Origin of the sequence: Streptomyces sp. NBC_00224 (assembly GCF_041435195.1) — a bacterium.
In the GTDB taxonomy this organism is placed as follows: Bacteria; Actinomycetota; Actinomycetes; order Streptomycetales; family Streptomycetaceae; genus Streptomyces.
Genome location: NZ_CP108106.1, coordinates 233647 through 252483, shown reverse-complemented (window position 1 = coordinate 252483; position 18837 = coordinate 233647). Strand labels below are relative to the sequence as shown.

Sequence of the window (18837 nt, the reverse complement as noted above, 5' to 3'; positions counted from 1 at the left end):
GGCTGATACCCCGTATTGGAAGGATACGGAACCAACGAAGCCCCCCGGCCGTCGGCGTGTTGAGTGAGATCACGACACCAACGACGAGGGGCTTCGCCATGTCACCTATCCTGACCAGCCTCTTTCACTCCCACACCACAGGGTGCAGAGGTTCACTGCCCAACCTGTGAGTCCGGCATCACAACCACAATGACCCGCATGGCCCAGCACCAAGGGTGATCTTGACAGCCGGCGCGTAGCGTCACCGCCAGTGCCGCTACGCGACTCTTAGGAGGCCAGCGTGCGAATCAAGCTACTGAGGCGTACCAAACCGCGAATACGGGCGACCCGCCGAATGGCGGTCATAGCGGCCAGCGGTCTGGCCATCGGCCGCTTGGCCCTCTCTTCAGGCCTTGAGGCCCAGGCCCAATCCCCCAGCCCTACGCCTTCGCCCTTCGTCACGGCGGAACCCCCGGTGACGCACCTCGTGTCGCGGACACCGACTCACAGCACGACGTTGCCGTCGCCGACTCACAGCACGACGTCGCGGACGCCGACTCACAGCACGACGTCGACGCCGAGCCCGTCCGTCGTCTCACCGTCGCCGTCGCAATCCAGCGCCCCATCAACCAGACCACCTGCGCAACCAGTCCGCAGATGCGCTGGAGGCGTTCAGATAATTTACGTCGGTGGGTACAACGACCCCAGCGGCGGGGGCTGGGCTGCTCTCCCTCTCAAGGACGAACTCAGGAAGAACCTCTTGAAGGTTCTTCCTCCTGTTCCTGTCCAGGTGGGTTATGAGTCTCTGTACGACAGCCCTGGGCGCACAGGCCTCAAGGGCGTGCCGAGCGATGAGAAAGCTACAGGCGAAGGTCGCGACAATCTTGTGGCTCGCCTGAACGTTCTGAGCAAGACCCGCCCCAAGGATGTGTGCCTTGCGCTCATCGGTTACTCGACGGGGGTCGTCGTCATTCAGCGGGCGCTCAGTGAAGGGGGAGTCTCCACGCAGTTGGGAAGCCAGATCGTCTCGATCGAGATGTTCGCGGACCCAACGAAGTGGCCAGGAGTGGGCAATAAGTACAAGGTGGGGAGCGAATACGCTGACCGCATCAAGTACGAGTGCAACTCAGGCGACCCCCTCTGCGACTCAGGCGCGGTCAAGTACCTTCCTGGCCCAGCCATGACACAGTGGCTTGCCTGCCAAAGGCTCGACTACATTGAGTGCGCCAATATAGAGGCCTACTACAAGGAACACCTGCCCCCGGCGTATGAGAAGAGCGAGAAGGCGAAGAGCGCAGCCGAATGGGCGGCGCGCAAGGCCGTTCCTGGTGCGGGGCTTCTCTCTGGCCGTACCAAAGTGGTGGGCGCGGACGGCGACACGTTGTTGGATCTGGCGAGAAGGTACTCAGGCGGCGGCCCGCCCTGGGAGGCGCTGTACGAAGCCAACCGGGCAGTGATCGAGAAGGCAGCGCGGGATCACGGATTCGCGTCGAGTGACAACGGTCACTGGATCTTCCCGGGGACCTCTCTCATCATCCCGCCTGCCGCCTGAGCTTGGCGTTTATGCAGTTGTGCGGCTTGTCATGGCTGCCGCGGGGGGTCGGTGTGTCGTGTTTGCCGACGGGGTGCACACGTGCACGGTGCCTGTTCTTCATGCCGGTTGGCCGGCCGGGGCCTGCAGTGGTGGTTTCGGTGCGCTGGCCGCCTGAGGCGATTTCCCGTGGAGGCAGCGAAATCCTCTACGCACGCGCGCGGGTGTGAGGCGTACTTGGCGTGCGGGCCGTTCCCAGAGTTTGCGGAGGTCTTCGGCGAGGGGCCGGGCCAGGCGGAGTTGGGTGTGGGCGGCAACATCGATGCATCGTGTTGCCGTTTTCACCGAAAGACCCAGCTCAGGACCGCTTATCCCTCATACTGGCTGCCGGTTCGACCAGCCGAATCGTCTTCCTCGCCGAAGAGCGGGACATGCATCGGATGCAACTCCGCTCGGATGCGCAGAAATCGCACGGGGTGGCGGTAGCAGCCGGCGTCGACTGAGGTGTCCGCGATGAACTCGGCAATGACGTCGGGCTGTACGGGATGGAAGTCCAGCTCGCTACGGGCGCCCCAGCCGGCGCTGAAGCGGCGCCCGTGCCAGGGATGGCCGGGCCCGGCGGGACGCAGCCGCTCTCCCAGGTCACGCCGGACAGCGGGGGCCAGCGGGGTGGTGCGGGCGATCAGCCGGAGCTTTCCGGCCGCGTCGTAGCGGGCGAGCAGCAGCGTGTCGGGTGACGTCGTCGCCCCGGTGACTGCGCCGATCACGCCTTCGGACGTGGAGCGGGAGCGGACCTTCAGCCAGCCGCGCTTGCCCATCTGGTAGGTCTGCTCGGTCCCCTTCACCACGACGCCCTCGATGCCGGCCGCGCCCCAGGCCGGGTCGAGCCAGTCCAGGGCGGTCGCCCGGTCCCCGGTAGCGGGGCACAGCGTGAACGGGGCGGTGAGCACGCCGCAGGCGAAGAGGTCCTCCAGCAGGGCGCGGCGCTCTCGGTACGGCCGGGCGACGAGTTCGGTTCCGGCGGCCTCCAGGACGTCGAACACGATCAGATAGGCCGGGTGTTCGGCGGTCGCCTGGACGGCGCTGCGGCCGCTGCGGCGGGCGCGGCGCTGCAGCTCGCCGAAGTCCAGCCGCCCCTCGTGGGCCACGACCAGCTCACCGTCCAGGACAAGGTCCTCGCCAAGCTGTGCCGCGGCCTGGGCGATGTCGGGGAACGCGGGGTTCAGATCCGTGCCCTGGCGGGACTGCACCCGGACCAGGTCGGTGCGCGCGAAGACGACGGCCCGGAATCCGTCTGGTTTATGCTCGAACTGCAGCGTGCCGGGCAGCGCCCCGTCGGGTGGTAGTTCCCGCCGGGCTTGGGCAAGCATCGGCTCGATCGGAGGGTTGAGGACCACACGGTCACCTCTACGCCGGACAGGCCCGGCCTGCGCGTCGAAAGCCGCGTCCAGTGCCTGCGGCTGGCGCGAATGGCTGATCGTGCTGTTGTCGGCGCACTGTCCTATTTAGTCGCTGCAGTCAGGTGTTCGACTCTCTGGGCGGCCTTTCGTGCGGACTGCTCGGTCTCGGCCAGGGCGTCGGCGGTGGCTTGATGCCGTGCTTGGGCTTTCTGGTGTTCGTGTTCGGCGCGCTGGAGTTGTGCCTGTGCGCGCTGAAGTTGCTGTTCAAGGGCCGATGCCTGTTGGCGAGCCTGGTCGTGGCGGGTGCGTGCCCGCTGAAGGATCTCGCCCGCCTGGGCGTGTTTCGCGCGCTGGTCACGCAGGCGCTGCTGGGCTGCCTCGGCTGCCTTTTTGGCCTGGGCGAGTTCTTCGTGCCGCTGTCGGCCCCGGTCGGCGCGTTCGGCCTTCGCCTGTGTGCGTGAAGCCAACCTTGAGGCCTTGGATGGGGACGGTTTGGCCGATGAGGATGCCGCCGGGGTCGTGGGTGAGGGAAAGGTTGAAGGGGGAGTGAGCGATGACTGCAGGCGGCCCGTGGCCCACTGGTCTGCCGCGTCTTGATCGGCGAGTACGGCGCGCAGGGTGGATTCCACATCCTGCTGCGTCGTATCGGACAGCCGGTGGCCCGCCTCCTGGGCCAGCTCGGCCGCCTGCCGGGACAGCGCCGAGACGACGCTCCGGCGCCGCTGGGACAGCTCATGGATCCCGTCGGCGTCCATGGACTCGTAGGCCTCCCGCAGCGCCCGCCCCAACTCCATGAAACGCCCGCTCTCCTCAGGCCGGGTGCGCAGCAGAAGGTTCGCGGCCCAGGCCGCGAGTGTGGGGCGGCGGGCGGCGTGGATGCGGCGGGCACCGTTGACATCGCCTGCCGCCTGCCGCCTGCCGCCTGCGCCGCGGCAGCCAGCTCCTCACGGCGGACCACAAAGGCGGGCGGTGGTGTGAGGTACAGCTCGTCGAGAACCGCTTCCACGTCATGGCCTGCGCCTGCCTGCTCACCCTTGCGCTGCATGATTTCCAGACTCCGCCGTGCCGGACCACCTCGCACGTCACGACCGCCTGACCCAGACCGGCCAGCCCGCCCCGCGCCGGTGGCAGTACCCCAGGCGGGCGCCGGACGTTCATCGAACGGGGTCTGAGCCGGGCCGTGGCACGGTTCCCCGGTGGCGGCGCGGCCGGCCATGACGGCAGTCGCGGCGGAACTCCGCATTGCGCTGCGAGCCTCGCGGGCGGACGGTCTGGACTGCCCCTCACGCTCGGTCGTCACGGAGATATGTGACTGAGCGCGATATCTGGCCCGGGCGGACAAATCCGATGCTCAGGATCAGCTCACCGCGACTGGGGGCGTGAGCCGCGTGCCAGTCAGGGGATGTTTCAGCTTCGTGGCGGAAACGGATGCGTGAGGTCGACAGGCGTAGGCGAGGGATGGAGACGCAGTATCTGATGTGCGAAGGGCCCGGGGGTGTCGTACCGTAGACGAGGTCCTGCGCCGGAGGCTTCGGCGGCAGTGACCGGATTTCCTGTTCCTTCTGTGTCGATCTTGAGGTGACGTCCTATTAACCAGGCCATGTAGTCGTCCGTGTTCCCCGCGTGCTGTTGTGTCGCACGTGTCCGAGGGCGGACGTCGCGCTGGCCTGAGTTGCGTCATCCATCCCTGCAGTCTTCTGTCATTTCCCGGGTGCAGCTCTGCCGTCTGCCCCGGGTTTCGTGTTTTCCGGCCCCGGTGCGGCTGTCGGCAGGGCTCCCCGATTCCTTTGGATCAGGAGTTTCCTGTCGTGTCTTCCTCCGCGCTCGACAACGAGCCGCAGCACACCACCCAGCCCCCAACCCACCCAGCAACCAGGCTGTCGAAGATGGGCTTGGCTGCCTGGATCGCCGTCTTGGTGCTGCTGGGCGCCGAACTGATGGACATGATCGACCAGTCGGTCGTCCTGACCGCCCTGCCCGCGATCCAGGAGTCGACCGGCGCCGGACCGGACGCGGTCCAGTGGCTGACCACTGGCTATTCACTGCCCGTCGCCATCGGGCTGATCACCGGCGGACGCCTCGGAGACCTCCACGGCCGGCGAAAGATCCTCCTCATCGGCACCGTCGTGTTCACCACGGCCTCGCTGCTGTGCGGCCTTGCTGCCGGGCCGGGCGTGCTGATCGGCGCCCGCATGCTCCAGGGCGCGGGAGTGGCCCTGATGATCCCCCAGATCCTGGCCACCCTCCATGTCACCTTCGAGGGGCAGAACCGCAGCAAAGTGTTCGGTCTGTACGGGGCCGTCATGTCGCTCGCTAACGTCCTGGGCCCGGTGATGGGCGGTCTGCTGACCGAGACGGACCTGTTCGGGCTGTCCTGGCGGCCGATCTTCCTGGTCAACGTGCCCGTCGGCCTCGCCGTGCTCCTCCTGGGGCGCACGTTCATCCCCGAGTCGACCGTGAAGAAGGCCGACCGGCTCGACCTCACCGGCATGCTGCTGTCCGCACTGGCAATCGTCCTGATCGTCTTCCCGCTCACCGAGGGGCACCTCCATCACTGGCCGCTGTGGTGCTTCGCCCTGCTCGCCGCCGGGCTCCTCGTCCTCGGTGTCTTCCTGCGCCACCAGCAGCGCAAGCAGAACAACGCACCCCTCGTGGCCCTGCCCCTCTTCCGGAGTCGGCAGTTCTCCGGCGGCATGGCCGCGCAGCTGGTGCACGGCCTTCTGTGCGGGCTGTTCTTCATGACCTGGACGCTCTACCTCCAGCGCGGACTGGGCATGAGCCCCTTCCACGCGGCCCTCGCCTTCGTGCTGCTCTCCCTCGGAGAGCTGGCTGGCGCGACGGTCACGGCGAAGAGCGGCGGGCGCTTCGCCCGCCGCCTGCCGCAGGCCGGAGCCCTCATCACGCTCGCCTCGATGGCTGCCTACGGGCTCCAGGTCGACGCAGGCCAGGCGGACCTGACCCTGCTGGCGATGACCGCTCCGGTGGTACTGATCGGCTTCGGCCTCGGCATGGTCGGCGGCCCGCTCGCCGACATGTCGCTGGCCAGGGTCCCGCACGAGGACGCCGGGTCGGCCTCGGGCCTGTTCAATACCGTCATGCACCTGGGCATCGCCCTTGGTACCGCGCTGACCGCCCTGGTGTTCTTCGCCACCACCGGCGGCTCTGCTGACGCCGGACTCAACCGCGACGCGTTCATCACCGTGCTGTGGTGGGTCGGCAGCCTCCTCGCCCTGATGTGGGGCCTGATGTTCTGCCTGCCCAAGCAGGCCAACAATCAGGCCGACTGAACCACCCCTGGGTGGCCTCGTTCAGGCTGAGATCGGATCCTGGGTCCCACCCTTTGGGAGAGGCGCCGACCTCGGTTCACCCCTGTGACCGCACGACACAGCAGCGGATGGCAGGGGCTGTCTTCCCGGCAACGTGTGGATCCACCCGCCCGGGGAGATGAGCGGGGCCCCTGTTATCGTGCGCCGATGTCAACGATCAAGCAGTTCCAAGTGACCTTCGACTGTGCGGAACCTGCGCGCCTCGCCGCCTTCTGGTGCGAGGTGCTGGGGTACGTCGTACCGACAGTCCCGGAGGGCTTTGCCACGTGGGAGGAGTACCACCACTCGCTGCCGCCTGAGGAGGAGGTCTACTTCGCGTGCGCTGATCCCTCGGGTGTGGCCCCGCGCCTGCTCTTCCAGCGAGTTCCCGAAGGCAAGGTCGTCAAGAACCGGGTGCATCTTGATGTGCGGGTCGGCACAGGGCTCGTGGGTGACGAGCGCCTGGCCACACTCGAGGCCGAATGCGCACGGCTGATGGCGCTCGGCGCGAAACACGTGCTGACGCAGCGCGCCGATGGCGTCAACGAGTCGTGCATCACGATGCAGGACATCGAGGGCAACGAGTTCTGCCTCGCCTGATTCTCCTCCGAGACTGCGAGGGGGGGAGCCGTCTCCCGGGGACCTCTCAGGTCTCGTATGCGGCAGAAGCTATCCCGTGAGAGCGAGGTTGTGCAGTCGGGCGATGCCGAGCATGGCGTGTCGGACCCCGTCGCCCCGCTGGCGGCAGTCGCGCAGGATCTTGTAGTTCTTCAACCGGCCGATGACGTGCTCGACGCGGGCGCGGACCTTGCGGTGTTCGGCGTTGTCGTCCTCCTCGGCCTGTAGCAGAGCCCGTCCCGGGCGTTTGCGGTGCGGTACCGCCATCCCGCAGTTGAGGTAGGCACCGTCGCCCAGCATGGTCACACCCCGGCAGTGCCGGCTCAGCCCGGACGCCCGCCAGGCGTGAGCGTCCGCGGTGGTGCCCGGCACCGGCCGCGCCGCCGTGATCACCAGCCGGGTATCAGCGTCCACGACGACCTGCACGTTTACGGAGAATCGGTAGTTGCGGCTGGAGGCCGCCACACTCCGGTCCCGCACCGGGATCAGCGTCCCGTCCACGATCCACAACCGGTCCGCCGCGTCCACCGGGCGGCCGGCGGGCTCGATCGCGAGCAGCGGACCCAGACGCTGGACGACCCGGCACACAGTGGAGGAGGAGACACCGAACAGCGGGCGCAGCTGCCGCATGGTCAAGTTCGTGCGGTAGTACACCGCGACCATCAGCACCCGCTCGGCCAGCGGCAGAGACCACGGCCGGCCCCGCAGGGTGCCGTTGCCGCCCCGCTCCCGCACCACCTTCAACAGACCCGAGAACTGCGTCAACCGCAGCCCCGTGAACGTCTCCACCCACACCCGATTAGCCCTTAACACCCCAGCCATACACGGGAGATGCCCAGCTCAGAGCCTTGTGCAACACCCTTTAGACGCAATGCCGTTGCCTTCGCTGTAGGCGTACTGTGCTTGGCAGTTCGTCCCGGGGGTGGTTCGGATGGCTGCGAGTGTGTCTGACTTATCGGGTCTCGGCCTGTTGACCTGGGTGTATCCGCCAGGTTTGGTGGACCGGGTGGTGGCGGCGTGCGGACGTGCCGAGCGACGTCAGCGGCTGCTTCCCGCGCGGCTGGTGGTGTACTTCGTGCTGGCGTTGGCCCTGTTCTCACCTGCCCCGTATCTGGAAGTGATGCGCCATCTCGTCGATGGCTTGCGGAGCTCGGGGCTGCTGGGCAACTGGCGTGTTCCGGCGAAGTCCTCACTGTTCAGGGCCCGGCAGCGGCTGGGCTCCGAGCCGCTGCGGGTGTTGTTCGCCACGACCGCGAAGCCCATGGCGACCGAGGCGACGCCCGGCGCGTTCTGGCGGGGCTTGCGGCTGCTCGCCGTCGACGGCACGTGCTGGGACGTCGCGGACAGTGAAGCCAACGAGACTGCCTTCGGACGTCCGGGCAGTGGCCGCGGGTCGGGCAGGAGCGCGTTTCCGCAAGTGCGAATGGCAGCTCTGGTGGAGATCGGCAGCCATGCAGTGCTGGACGCGGAACTGGCTGGCTGCCGCACCGGGGAAGTCACTCTGGTAGGCCGCCTGCCGCGTTCGACCAGCCCAGGTCAGCTGGTACTGGCCGACCGTGAGTTCCTCGGCGTCCCTTTGTGGCAGGCGTTCACAGCCACCGGCGCCGACCTGCTGTGGCGGGTGCCCGCCAACCGCGTCCTGCCCGTCACCAAACAGTTCCGCGACGGGTCATGGCTCTCACACATCAGAGCGAGCAGCAGCCCGGCCCGCAAGGAGCCGGTTGTGGTCCGTGTCCTGGCCTACGGGCTCAGGGACCGGGCTGGTGAGGGTGAGACCGACGGCTATCGCCTGGTCACCAGCCTGCTGGACGCCCGACGGTATCCTGCCCGGCAGCTGGCCGCGCTCTACCGCGAACGCTGGGAGATCGAGTCCGTTTTCGCCGAGATCAAGACCCATCAGCGTGGCGCACGCGTCGTACTCAGCAGCAAAACACCCGACGGTATTCACCAGCAGATCTGGGCACACCTGCTGGTCCACCACGCTCTGCGGGAACTCATGCTGAGAACGGCTGTCACCCGTGGCTTGGACCCTGACCGGGTCTCCTTCACCGAAACCCTGCGCTCTGCCCGGCGCAGCGTGACCGTCACGCCGGGCAGTTTTTCCCCCTGCCCTCCTGGTCAGAGCACTGGTGATGCTCGAGCAGGACCTCCTGGAGCGGCTCCTGCCCGTCAGACGCCTCCGCAGCCAGCCCCGCGTGGTGAAACGCAAGATGTCCAACTACCACCTCAAGCGAACTGAACACCGTTCCTGGCCACAGCCGACCCGCACCGGACCTCAAGCGGTCCTCATCACAAGACCCCAACCCGCAAGCCCGTAACGCAACGGCATTGCCTTTAGACGGACACATATGTGAGTGCCGGATACACCTCCGGGTCGCCCTCGACACCGGCCTCACGGAGGATCGGAATGAGGATCTCGGCGAAGCGGTTGAGGGCCTCCTCGGACTCCCAGACGTCGACGACGCGGAAGGTGCTCTCGCCCTGTCCCGCGATGTGTGCGAGCAAACCTTCTACGGGCCAGTCGGCTGGAGATTCCATCCGGTTCTTGCCCCCCCCCCGTCAACTTGCGGTTGGTCTCCTCGTACTGCTCCTGCGTGAACTCGGGGGAGATGAGGACGATCGGCATTTGGGTCCTTCCAGATCGCGGAGACGCGGCATGGGGCTGCCACGTCTGGGCCGGAATCAGGCGACGGCGACGTCCGCCTGTTCACATAGCGATCCTGAGCCGCGTCGCATCATCGCGCATGACTTGCTGCTCCACACGAGACGGAGTCACGCCCGTCGAGAGGGCGAACGTTGCCTGATGCGGCATTAGCACGGATCCGGCGCCGGAGCTGATCACGGATGTAGGTGACGACGCCAGCTCGGTTCCACCGCCAGAAAAACCCGTTTCGCCCGCTGCGGCGGAGCTGGGCCTGGGTCTACCGACCGGGTTCAGTCGGCCGTTCCCAGGGGCACCGGAGAGCTTCGGCGAGGGGCTGGCTGGCGGGCAGTCGGACACGATGTGCCGGACAGTGTCGAAACGTGCGGGGTGCGCCCCTGGTCGTGGTCGGGGGCGCACTGAGGGGCCCTGTGCCCCGCCTTCGCTGGTCCAGATCCGGTTGCTCAAATCCCTTCCGTGCAGTACCTGCACCCGCCGTGGCTCGATGCGCAACACGTAGTGCGTCGGGTTCGTATGTCTGCCGGGCCAGTAGCCGCGAGGGTCGTAGGCGGCCCCGGGTGGGCTTCCCTTGATCGATTGTTCGATGTCGCTGATGTACTGGAGGAACGCCTCCTCCACCCTGCGGAAGGAGGGCACTTCAGCGCCATGGCGCCACGTCCGTCTCCGTGGGGCTCATCGCCGCTGCCCCTGCTGTCGCAGCGCTTTCGGCGGTGGCCGACGTGGCCCGCGGGACATCGTCATCCGTCGCACGGGGGCGATCGCGGAGGCCGAACGCGCTGACGAGCGCGGCGAGGACGGCTGCGATGAGCGGGACGAGGAGGGCGGCGTGGTAGCCGTCGAGCAGGGACTTGGGGGATCCGCCGTCATCGGTGGAGGCGACGTTGACGGCGGTGACGGCGGACAGGCCGAGGGCGGCACCGAACTGGAAGGAGGTATAGAGCAGGCCTCCTGCGAGTCCCTGCTCCTCCTCGTCGATGCCCTCGGTGGCGACGATGGTGAGCGGACCGTAGGCCAGGGAGAAGGCCAGACCGAGGGTGATGAGGCTGGGGAACATCGCCGCATACGTCCAGTCGGCGCCGACCGGCAGGAACAGAGCGTACGAGAGCGCAGCCAGCACCATGCCGCCGAAGATGACCGGGGCGTTGCCGAATCGGTGGACCAGCTTGGGGGTGAGGGTGGGTGAGAGGGCGGCGTCGATGCCGATGACCAGGAGCGCGAGGCTGGTCTGGACCGTGGACCAGCCTCGCAGCTCCCGCAGGTACAGCACGGCGATGAACTGGAAGCCGAAAAAGCCACCGGAGAAGAGCAGGGCGGCGAGGTTGGCGCGCACCAGGGAGCCGTTGCGGAGGATCCCCAGCCGCATGAGCGGGGCGGCCGTCCGGCGTTCGGTCAATACGAAGGCGGTGAGGAGCGCGAAGCCCGCCGCGAGGGTGCCCAGCGTCTGGCCCATGGCGGTGTGGGTGGCGCGTTCGACGGCGAGGACGAAGAGCACGATCGCGCCGGTGATGGTGAGCCCGCCGAGCACATCGACACGCTGCCCGGCGCGCTCGGGCCGCACGGACTTGGGGATGAGGGTGAGGGCGGCGACCAGGATCACGAGCGACAGGACTACGGGGGCGAAGAACACCCAGCGCCAGTCGGCCGAGGTGAGCAGCCCTCCGACGACCAGGCCGATGGAGAAACCCCCGGCCGCGGTGCCGGAGTAGATCAGGAGGGCCTTGTCGCGCTGCGGTCCCTCCGCGAAGCCGGTTGTGATGATGGACAGCCCGGCAGGAGTCATGAATGCGGCGGCGACCCCCGTCACAAAGCGGGCGGCGATGAGCGTGCGTCCGTCGTCGGCGAGACCGCCCAGGCCGGAGAAGAGCAGGAACACGGTGAGCCAGAACAGAAACATCTGCCGACGGCCGAAGAGGTCCGCGGCTCGTCCGCCCAGCAGCATGAACCCGCCGTAGCCCACGACGTATGCACTCATCACCCACTGCAACTCACCAGTGGACAAGCCCAGGTCGGCACGGATCGACGGCAGGGCCACATTGAGCATGGCCACGTCGATGCCTTCCAGGAAGATCGCTCCGCACAGTACGAAGAGCGTTCCCCAAGCGCGCCCGCTCAGGCGGTCAGCGCCGGGCTCCGACGGTGGTGACATGGACGACGTGGACACAGGACTGCTCCTTGACGTGATCGGGGAAGGGAGACATGGGAGAACGAAGGCGTCGCAGGCGATTACCGAACTGCCAGTCGGTTCCTTCTTGTTACCGACTTGAGCCTGGTGCATCCTGGAGGACCATGGAAGAAGGCACTTTGAAGTCACCGAGTTACTGCACGGGAACCGATACCGACCAGGCCCGCCAGTGGGACACCCGAGAGGGTTGCGAGGTCCGTCAGATCCTCGACCGTGTAGCCGACAAGTGGTCGCTGCTCGCCATCGCCCTGCTCGACCGCCGCACCCTGCGCTTCACCGAACTCCGGCGCGAGATCGACGGGATCAGCCAGCGCATGCTGACCGTGACACTGCGCCAGCTGGAGCGCGATGGACTGGTGCGCCGCACGGTGCACCCGGTCGTCCCTCCGCGCGTGGACTACCAGCTCACGCCGATGGGCGTGACGCTGCACGACACCATCCAGACGCTCGTCGCCTGGACCGAGGACCACCAGGACGAGATCGGCGCCGCTCGCGCCGAGTACGACCGGCGCGAGGCCGAGGCCGTGAGCGCGCAGACGGTGATGGACGGGGCTTGAGCAGAGCCTGCCAACTCTTCCTCTACCGCGGACCCGGAGTTCGGCAGGCCGGGACGGCGGTCCTGGGGTGATCCGGTGACTGACCGGAGCGCGAGAACCCTGGAATGTTGGGGTGTCCGCGGTGAGCGCCTCCGCCTGGGCAGAGCAGAGGGACGGCGTGGGCAGCGGATGCTTGGAGGGCGACGTGTGGCCAGACGTAGCCGACGTCGACCAGATGCTCGCTAGGCAGCAGACCGCGTCGAGCCAGTGCCCGGTGGATCGGTTCGAAGACCGATAGGTCGTCCTCAGGGACCTCCTGTGTCGCCGAGTGCACGATGACGCTGGGCATATCGGTGCCGCAGGTTTCGGTCTGGTGATTCTTGTAGCTGATCCAGGCCTCATTGCCCGGACCGTGCGCGAAGCGGGCCCGAGCATCGTGCGGCGTGACGATCTCGATCCTGGACCAGGGGCACCGCGCCGAGGCGGCAGCGCCGGGGCCGGCTTTGCCCGGTCCGTCCGAACGTCGTGTGGTATCACTGAGGTTGAGCCGGTCGTGGGTGTATATCCAGGTCCTGGAGGCGATTTATGTGGACACCATGACCGACAGGCCCGCCATGGCCACCGTACGGTGCGGCCTTCCCACCCGGTACCGGCTGCTGTTCGTCCCGGTGGCCGACGCCGTCGTGGGCCCGGGGTATGTGAAGGTGCCCTACCCCAAGTCCTTGGTGCGCGAGGCCCCTTCCATCGGCACGGACGACGTGCTGCCCGCCGGGCAGGAGTCGGAGATCTTCCAGTATTGCGGCCTCGTCTACCAGCCCGGTATGTCGGGTGAGCGTCAACTGGCCCGCCGCTGAGGCAAGTCGACCGACCGAAGAGGCACCGGACTCTCCTCGTCGTCGCGGCCACCGTGCTGGGCCGGATGGGGTGGTCGTCCATGGGCTGTACTACTTGGTCCCTGTCGGGATTGCGGTTCTCCTCGCCTGCCTGGGCGCCCGCTGGCATGGCGCCGGGATCGGCGTCGCGGGCCTGGGGCAGGCGGGGTCGGGCTGGCCCATGGCCTTGCGGATGACGTCAGGGGTGTGGTCGATGAGGTTGGCGACCGGTGCGGTGGCGAGGGTTCTTGAGCGTGGTGCTGGTACCCAGGTGCGGCCGGGAGGGGGTGCGAGTGCGGCTGTGGCTTGACGGTGGTGGCCGTTACGTATGAGCCGTCGGCGGTTGGCGGCGGTGCGCAGATGCGTGAACTCCCGCTGCGGAAGGCCGCGCGCGGCCTTTGCGGCGCCTACGGTGCACGGCCGGATCGGCCGCCCCGGCCCCTCGTGCATGCATCACCGGCCCGGCTGGTCGTCACCGTCCGGCACCCGGAAGATGCCTGCCTTCGGGCTGCGGCCGAGCATGGTCCTGAGCGCTGCCCGATGTGCTCGCAGCATCTTGCCCGACGCCCCCGAGGGCGGATGGAAGACGATGCCCACTCAGAGGTACGAGCTGGTCTTCGAGGACGGTCCCGAGCCGGGGCAGGACATTGTGGACGCGTCCTGCCCAGCGGCGGCGGCCAGGAACCGGCCCGGCGGGTGCATGCGCGGGCGCTGCCGTCCTGAGCACCTCGGCGAATCCGGCGAAATGAGAAGACGAGACGGTCCGGCTCGCGTCGTGTTGGTTCCCTGGGCGGCGAGAACGGCTCCGGTGAATCCGCCCATGAGCCGGGGGGCGGGCAGCGCCGCCACCGACGGCGCGCCTGCCCCGCACCCGGCGCCTCAACCCGCAGGATGCCGCCTGCCCGCCCGACCGCCCTGGTCGGCACCCGCATGGTTGGGTGGGGCAGGGCAGGCGCAAGGCGATGTGGACGGCGGACCGATGGGCGGCGGCATGCGAAGCGTAGGCCTGGAGGAGGAGCTGTTGCTGGTGGACGCCCGCAGCGGTGAGCCGCTGGCCCTGTCGGGGGCCGTGCTGGCGGCCGCGGGCTGGTCGGTCGGACAGCGGACGGAGGGCGGCGGACCGCAGGGGCACATCTTCGAGAAGGAACTGCAGCAGGAGCAGTTGGAGTTCGCCACCAAACCGGTGACGGAGATGGGGGAGCTGCTGGAGGAGATCACCCGCTGGCGGATGGAAGCCGCCCGGCATGCTGCGTCCGCCGGGGCGCTGGTCGCGGCCCTCGGCACCTCCCCGCTGCCGGTTCGGCCCTCGTTGAGCACGGGCAAGCGGTACGAGTGGGTCGGCGAGCAGTTCGGCCTGACCGCGCAGGAGCAGCTGACCTGCGGCTGCCACGTCCACGTGTCGGTCGAGTCGGACGAGGAGGGCGTCGCGGTCCTGGATCGGATCCGCCCATGGCTGCCTGTGCTGACGGCGATGAGCGCGAACTCGCCGTTCTGGCAGGGGGAGGACAGCGGATACGGCAGCTACCGCAGCCGGGTGTGGAACCGGTTGCCCTCGGCCGGACCCACGGACGTCTTCGGGTCCGCCGACCGTTATCACGAGCAGGTGCGCGCGATGCTCGACATCGGGGTGCTGCGCGACGAGGGGATGATGTACTTCGATGCCCGCCTGTCCGCTGCGTACCCCACGGTGGAGGTCAGGGTCGCGGACGTCTGTCTGGAGGCGTCGACCCCGGTCCTGCTGGCGGCCCTGGTACGCGGCCTGGTCGAGACCGCCGCCCGCGGTTGGCGGGACGGACAGCCTCCGGCCAGGGTCGGTACGGGCCTGCTGCGGCTGGCGGCTTGGCGCGCCGGCCGCTCGGGGCTGGACGGCCCGCTCATCGATCCCCAGACGATGCGCGAGACGTCCCCGGAGTGGGCCGTCGAGGCGCTCTACGCCCATGTGCGCGAAGCCCTGGCCGACCACGGCGACGACGATCGCGTCCGGGAGAGCATCGCCCGCCTCCGGGAGCACGGCAACGGGGCGCGCGTCCAGCGCGGGCTGCTGCGTACGGAGGGCACGCTCGGCGCCGTGGCCACCCGCTGCGCGGAGATCACTGCCGGCAGCGCCTGAGCCGGACGCGGTGCGTCGATGCCGGTGTGGGCACTGCCTTGTTGAGGTGGTCGGACCCCGGCCACAAGGGTGGATGTAGGGAGCTCGCGGCGCTGAACCGGCTGCAGGTTCTGCTCGTTGCCGTCCAGCGAGCCAGCCAGCCATCGCCTGGATGGACTGCGCCGCCCGTCCAGCATCAGCCCCCGCAGACAGCAGCCACCCTTTGCCCGCTGGTCCCGCCGCGGAACCGACACGAACACATCGGCCAGCAACTCCGCCAACTCGGCACGCAGATCCTCAACTTGCCGCCTGCCCACACACCCAACATGCTCCCGAACAGCGAGAACAGGAGCACCTAACGGAGCCCTATCAGGGTGGTCCGGGGGATCGTCGAGTCGTCCTGACCGATACTGCCGCGAGTCCGAGAGCCCCCACCCGCATACTGGGGTGATGACCACATTCTACCCTGCCCGCTTCCGGGATCCCGGATACGGGAAGCATCACTTCGCCGTCTCAGGCTGGCTACTGGTGCGCTGTCCCCGGTGCGCACGGCAGGCGCAGATAGCCACGGCCGCCCGCAATGCCCTGGACAATGTGTCGAGTGGGGACGTGCCGCGGCGGCTCGTGTGCCGTCACTGTGGACTGTCACGGCAACGCGAGAAGGACGCTCCGGTCGTGTTCTCGTGGGGCGGCGGCCCGGACATGCTCGATCCCTACTTCCGTGAGCCGCTCTCGCTCCAGACCCATGCAAGGCATGGGCGCCTGTGGGCGTACAACCTTGAACACCTCAATCTGCTGCGCCAGTACGTGCGGGCGACACTGCGCGAGCACGACCCCTGGTATGAGCCCTGGCGCAAGATGGGGCTCTTCGGGCGCCTTCCCGGGTGGATCAAGCAGGCGAAGAACCGCGACGAGGTGCTGCGCGGGCTGGACCGCATGCGCTCCTCCCTCGCAGCGTGAGCCAAGGCATGTCAGCGTTTTCGTCGGCCTGAGACGATCAGCAGGACCGTACGAACGAACGCAGAGGTGGGGAACATGATCGGTCTGCTGTTGCTTGGTGTTCTGGCGCTCGCGGTGGGCGGGTGTGCATGTGTGGTGTGGGCGGAGCGTGGTGGGCCCCGGTGGACCCGTGTGGTGGCGGCTATGACGCTCGCGGCGGGCGAGCTGGTGCGTCGCTCCGGGAAGAACCGGCGCCGGCAGGTGAACGGGACCACCGGCGGGGACGACTAGGAACAAGGAAGCGGTCGGTTGGGCGGTCGAAGTCACCTGGCGGCTGTTTGCGTCCGGCCTGCAGTGGGGCCGCCGGGCGTGGACGTCCCCGCAGGTGTCGTCGGGGAGATACGGGTGGGAGTGCCGTTGGCGGCCTGACCCTGTGGAAGGCCGGGCTCCTGCGAGGATGCGGCTATGGACGGCGCGGCTCTTCTTGAGGTGCTGGTAACTCTCTGGTTGGCGAGGGGAGTGTGTACGCACGCTGGTGCTGGAGTTCCGGGCCGACCTTGCACACCATGTCCACGATCTCGCGAGGGCCGCTGAGGCCAACTGGTCCCATGAAGCGGTAAAGGGCGCCACGGGACCTGCCACGGCCGAGGAGACCGTGGCGGCTCTGTACCCCGTCGCGCGGGAGTCGGCGATCGAGTTGATGGTCAACTTCACGTCGATCAAGCCGCCGTGCCAGTTGCCGTTGACGTAATTGGTGTTCCAGAGATTTACCTCCGTGTACGCGGGCCGGGTTTCTGCTGTCTCGACGGCACAGCCGTTACGTATCAGGAAATCGATGGCCGATGGGCGTGTGTACAGACCACGTGACCGTCGGCGCCTCCGACGACCGTGTCCCGGTCGGCCGTCGGGCCCTCGCTCCACGGCGCCGAGCTGGATGAAAGTGCCCTGTCCCCTGTGCGACAGCAGCAAGGTGTCCGAGGCGAGGGCACCCGCTGCGTCAGATCGGCAAAGTCCCGCTGCCGGGCAGCCACTCCGACGTGGAAGTGGGTGTGCTCCAACTGCCGCTGGTTCCGCAGTGTCAGCTCATCACGCACCTAGGCGAGGACCTTCGCCGCGCGGCAGCTCGGCTCGGCCGGAACGTCCGCGAGTGTCGGCCGAGGCCGGACGTACGGGAATCCCACGCAACGGGCCGGAGTTACTGACTGTGACAGCTATGCCGACGGGCTGATCCGGGGCCCGTCGCCGAGAGGGTACGGGTATGAGTCTTCGTCAGTTCGAGTACGCGCTGGCCGTCGCCGAGGCGGGCTCGGTGACCGCGGCGGCCGAGCGGCTGCACGTCGCCCAGCCGTCGGTCTCCCAGCAGATCCGCGGCCTGGAGCGGGACCTCGGCGTGGAGCTGTTCGCCCGTACGCCCAGCGGACTGGTTCCCACGGTGGTCGGGCGTGCCTTCTTGCGGGAGGCGGAGGTCGCGGTGAACGCGCTGCGGGACAACGAGCTCGCCCCGGCCACGGCCGCCCGCGTGTCGCAGGCCGCGACCGCCGTTCGCTGGGCCGCTCACGGACTGGGCGCGACGCTCGTCCCCGCCTCCGCCGTGCCCCCGGGGCACGAACACCTGGTGCGGCCGGTGTTCCCGGCCGTCACCCAGCCCGTGATCGCGGTGCTCCGGTCCGGTGCGGGACCGGCGGAGACGGCGCTACTCGCATTCCTGCGCCAGGAGAACTGGCCCCCGCTGATTTCGCATTGACGGATGTCCGGAAGCAGTATTTCCGGAATTCCGCCGAACGTCAGTTGCGGGGGAATTCGCCGCCGTCCACGTAGAGATTGCTGCCGGTCAGCCAGCCCGCCTGGTCGGAGACGAGGAACAGGACCGTGTGCGCGATGTCGTCGGGGCGGCCGTCCCGTCCCAGCGGGGTGGTGCCCTCGGCGCCGGTCCGGCCCGCCGCCGAGTTCAGTTGCGCCCACTGCTCCCGCGTCGCCTCGCCGCCCGGGGTGGCGACCCTGCCGGGAGAGACGGTGTTGACCCGGATGCCGGCCGGAGCCAGTTCCAGGGCCAGGCCCCGGCTGTAGTTCTCCAGGGCCGCCTTGGCCGCCGTGTAGTGCAGGAACGGTCCCACCGGGGCGAGGGTCGCTGCCGAGGAGACATGCACGATCGCCCCCGAGTGCCGCTCCCGCATGCCCGGCACCAGCAGTGCGTCCAGCCGCACCGAGGCCAGGAAGTTCAGGTCCAGCGCGTCCTGCCACACCTCGTCGGGGATGTCCGAGGCACTCTCGTACGGCTGCGCTCCACCCGCGTTGTGGACCAGGATGTCCACGCCGCCCAGGCTCTTGTGTGCGGCCTCGGCGAGCGCTTGGGTCCCGGCCGCGGTCCGTACGTCGGCCTCCACAAAGGCGGCTCCTTCCGGCACCGGGACCGTGGCCGACCTGGCGCTGGTGAGTACTTCGGCGCCTGCGTCGAGGAGGTGGCGGACAACGGCCGCTCCTATCCCTCGGGTTCCGCCCGTCACCAGTGCCCGCTTTCCCTTGAGCTCCCGCGTCGTCGATCCGTTTTCGATGCTGGTCATTTCGCTGGTCCTTTTCTTTCTGTTGTGAACTGGTTTCACGGTAGGACCGAGGAGGAACGGGAGGCAAAGACGAAATGTCAGCGGGGCCCATAGGTAACTCCTATGGGCAACTCTTAGGGCAACGGGGTCACTTGAGGCGGCTGCTGAATGCTTGCCGGGCCCC

The 18837-nt window shown here is 68.1% G+C and carries 15 protein-coding genes and 2 pseudogenes; 11 read left to right on the top strand and 6 right to left on the bottom strand.

Annotated features, from left to right (window positions below):
* Positions 1-739 precede the first annotated feature (739 nt).
* Complete coding sequence (locus tag OG965_RS01200) at positions 740-1531, top strand: cutinase family protein (protein ID WP_371648167.1); 792 nt, start codon at positions 740-742, stop codon at positions 1529-1531.
* On the opposite strand, the pseudogene OG965_RS01195 reads toward OG965_RS01200, so the two are convergent.
* Both OG965_RS01195 and OG965_RS01190 read right to left on the bottom strand, forming a co-directional pair.
* Positions 1512-1828, bottom strand: a pseudogene (locus OG965_RS01195) (transposase); the annotation flags it as partial. The gene OG965_RS01200 and the pseudogene OG965_RS01195 overlap by 20 nt on opposite strands.
* A gap of 50 nt (positions 1829-1878) precedes the next feature.
* Positions 1879-2880, bottom strand: coding sequence for an ATP-dependent DNA ligase (locus tag OG965_RS01190; RefSeq protein ID WP_371648166.1), 1002 nt, complete (start codon positions 2878-2880; stop codon positions 1879-1881).
* 152 nt (positions 2881-3032) lie between these two features.
* Between OG965_RS01190 and OG965_RS01185 the strand changes: the two genes are divergently transcribed.
* From OG965_RS01185 to OG965_RS01175, 3 genes are all read left to right on the top strand, one after another.
* Positions 3033-3371, top strand: a complete 339-nt coding sequence (locus tag OG965_RS01185; RefSeq protein ID WP_371648164.1) for a hypothetical protein — start codon at positions 3033-3035, stop codon at positions 3369-3371.
* Between the two features lie 1347 nt (positions 3372-4718).
* A complete protein-coding gene (locus OG965_RS01180) occupies positions 4719-6197 on the top strand; it encodes an MFS transporter (protein WP_371648162.1) in 1479 nt (492 codons plus the stop codon).
* A 186-nt stretch (positions 6198-6383) separates the two neighbouring features.
* On the top strand, positions 6384-6815 hold the full coding sequence (locus OG965_RS01175; RefSeq protein ID WP_371648160.1) for a VOC family protein: 432 nt from the start codon (positions 6384-6386) through the stop codon (positions 6813-6815).
* 69 nt (positions 6816-6884) lie between these two features.
* Here OG965_RS01175 and OG965_RS01170 read toward each other — a convergent pair whose 3' ends face one another.
* Positions 6885-7655: a transposase family protein gene (locus OG965_RS01170; protein ID WP_371648158.1), complete on the bottom strand. Its 771-nt coding sequence runs from the start codon at positions 7653-7655 to the stop codon at positions 6885-6887.
* Positions 7656-7764: 109 nt separating this feature from the next.
* On the opposite strand from OG965_RS01170, the gene OG965_RS01165 reads away from it, so the two are divergent.
* Positions 7765-9072: an IS4 family transposase gene (locus OG965_RS01165; RefSeq protein ID WP_371648156.1), complete on the top strand. Its 1308-nt coding sequence runs from the start codon at positions 7765-7767 to the stop codon at positions 9070-9072.
* A 95-nt stretch (positions 9073-9167) separates the two neighbouring features.
* On the opposite strand, the gene OG965_RS01160 is transcribed toward OG965_RS01165, so the two are convergent.
* On the bottom strand, positions 9168-9371 hold the full coding sequence (locus OG965_RS01160) for a hypothetical protein (protein ID WP_371648155.1): 204 nt from the start codon (positions 9369-9371) through the stop codon (positions 9168-9170).
* A 761-nt stretch (positions 9372-10132) separates the two neighbouring features.
* On the bottom strand, positions 10133-11641 hold the full coding sequence (locus OG965_RS01155) for an MFS transporter (RefSeq protein ID WP_371656809.1): 1509 nt from the start codon (positions 11639-11641) through the stop codon (positions 10133-10135).
* A gap of 140 nt (positions 11642-11781) precedes the next feature.
* Between OG965_RS01155 and OG965_RS01150 the strand changes: the two genes are divergently transcribed.
* The 6 genes and pseudogenes from OG965_RS01150 to OG965_RS01125 all read left to right on the top strand — a co-directional run bounded on the left by OG965_RS01150 (position 11782) and on the right by OG965_RS01125 (position 17857).
* On the top strand, positions 11782-12234 hold the full coding sequence (locus OG965_RS01150; protein WP_371648154.1) for a winged helix-turn-helix transcriptional regulator: 453 nt from the start codon (positions 11782-11784) through the stop codon (positions 12232-12234).
* Positions 12235-12776: 542 nt separating this feature from the next.
* Positions 12777-13067: pseudogene (locus tag OG965_RS01145) on the top strand (PRC-barrel domain containing protein); the annotation flags it as partial.
* A 1009-nt stretch (positions 13068-14076) separates the two neighbouring features.
* Positions 14077-15195: a glutamate--cysteine ligase gene (locus tag OG965_RS01140; protein WP_371648152.1), complete on the top strand. Its 1119-nt coding sequence runs from the start codon at positions 14077-14079 to the stop codon at positions 15193-15195.
* Positions 15196-15849: 654 nt separating this feature from the next.
* Positions 15850-16134 carry a hypothetical protein gene (locus OG965_RS01135; protein ID WP_371648150.1) on the top strand — a complete coding sequence of 95 codons (285 nt, stop codon included), beginning with the start codon at positions 15850-15852 and terminating at the stop codon, positions 16132-16134.
* Between the two features lie 75 nt (positions 16135-16209).
* The gene (locus OG965_RS01130; RefSeq protein ID WP_371648149.1) at positions 16210-16404 is read left to right on the top strand and encodes a hypothetical protein; all 195 of its coding nucleotides are present in this window, start codon (positions 16210-16212) and stop codon (positions 16402-16404) included.
* Positions 16405-17371: 967 nt separating this feature from the next.
* On the top strand, positions 17372-17857 hold the full coding sequence (locus OG965_RS01125) for a LysR family transcriptional regulator (RefSeq protein WP_371648147.1): 486 nt from the start codon (positions 17372-17374) through the stop codon (positions 17855-17857).
* Positions 17858-17897: 40 nt separating this feature from the next.
* Here OG965_RS01125 and OG965_RS01120 read toward each other — a convergent pair whose 3' ends face one another.
* Complete coding sequence (locus OG965_RS01120; protein WP_371648144.1) at positions 17898-18674, bottom strand: SDR family oxidoreductase; 777 nt, start codon at positions 18672-18674, stop codon at positions 17898-17900.
* Positions 18675-18837 lie beyond the last annotated feature (163 nt).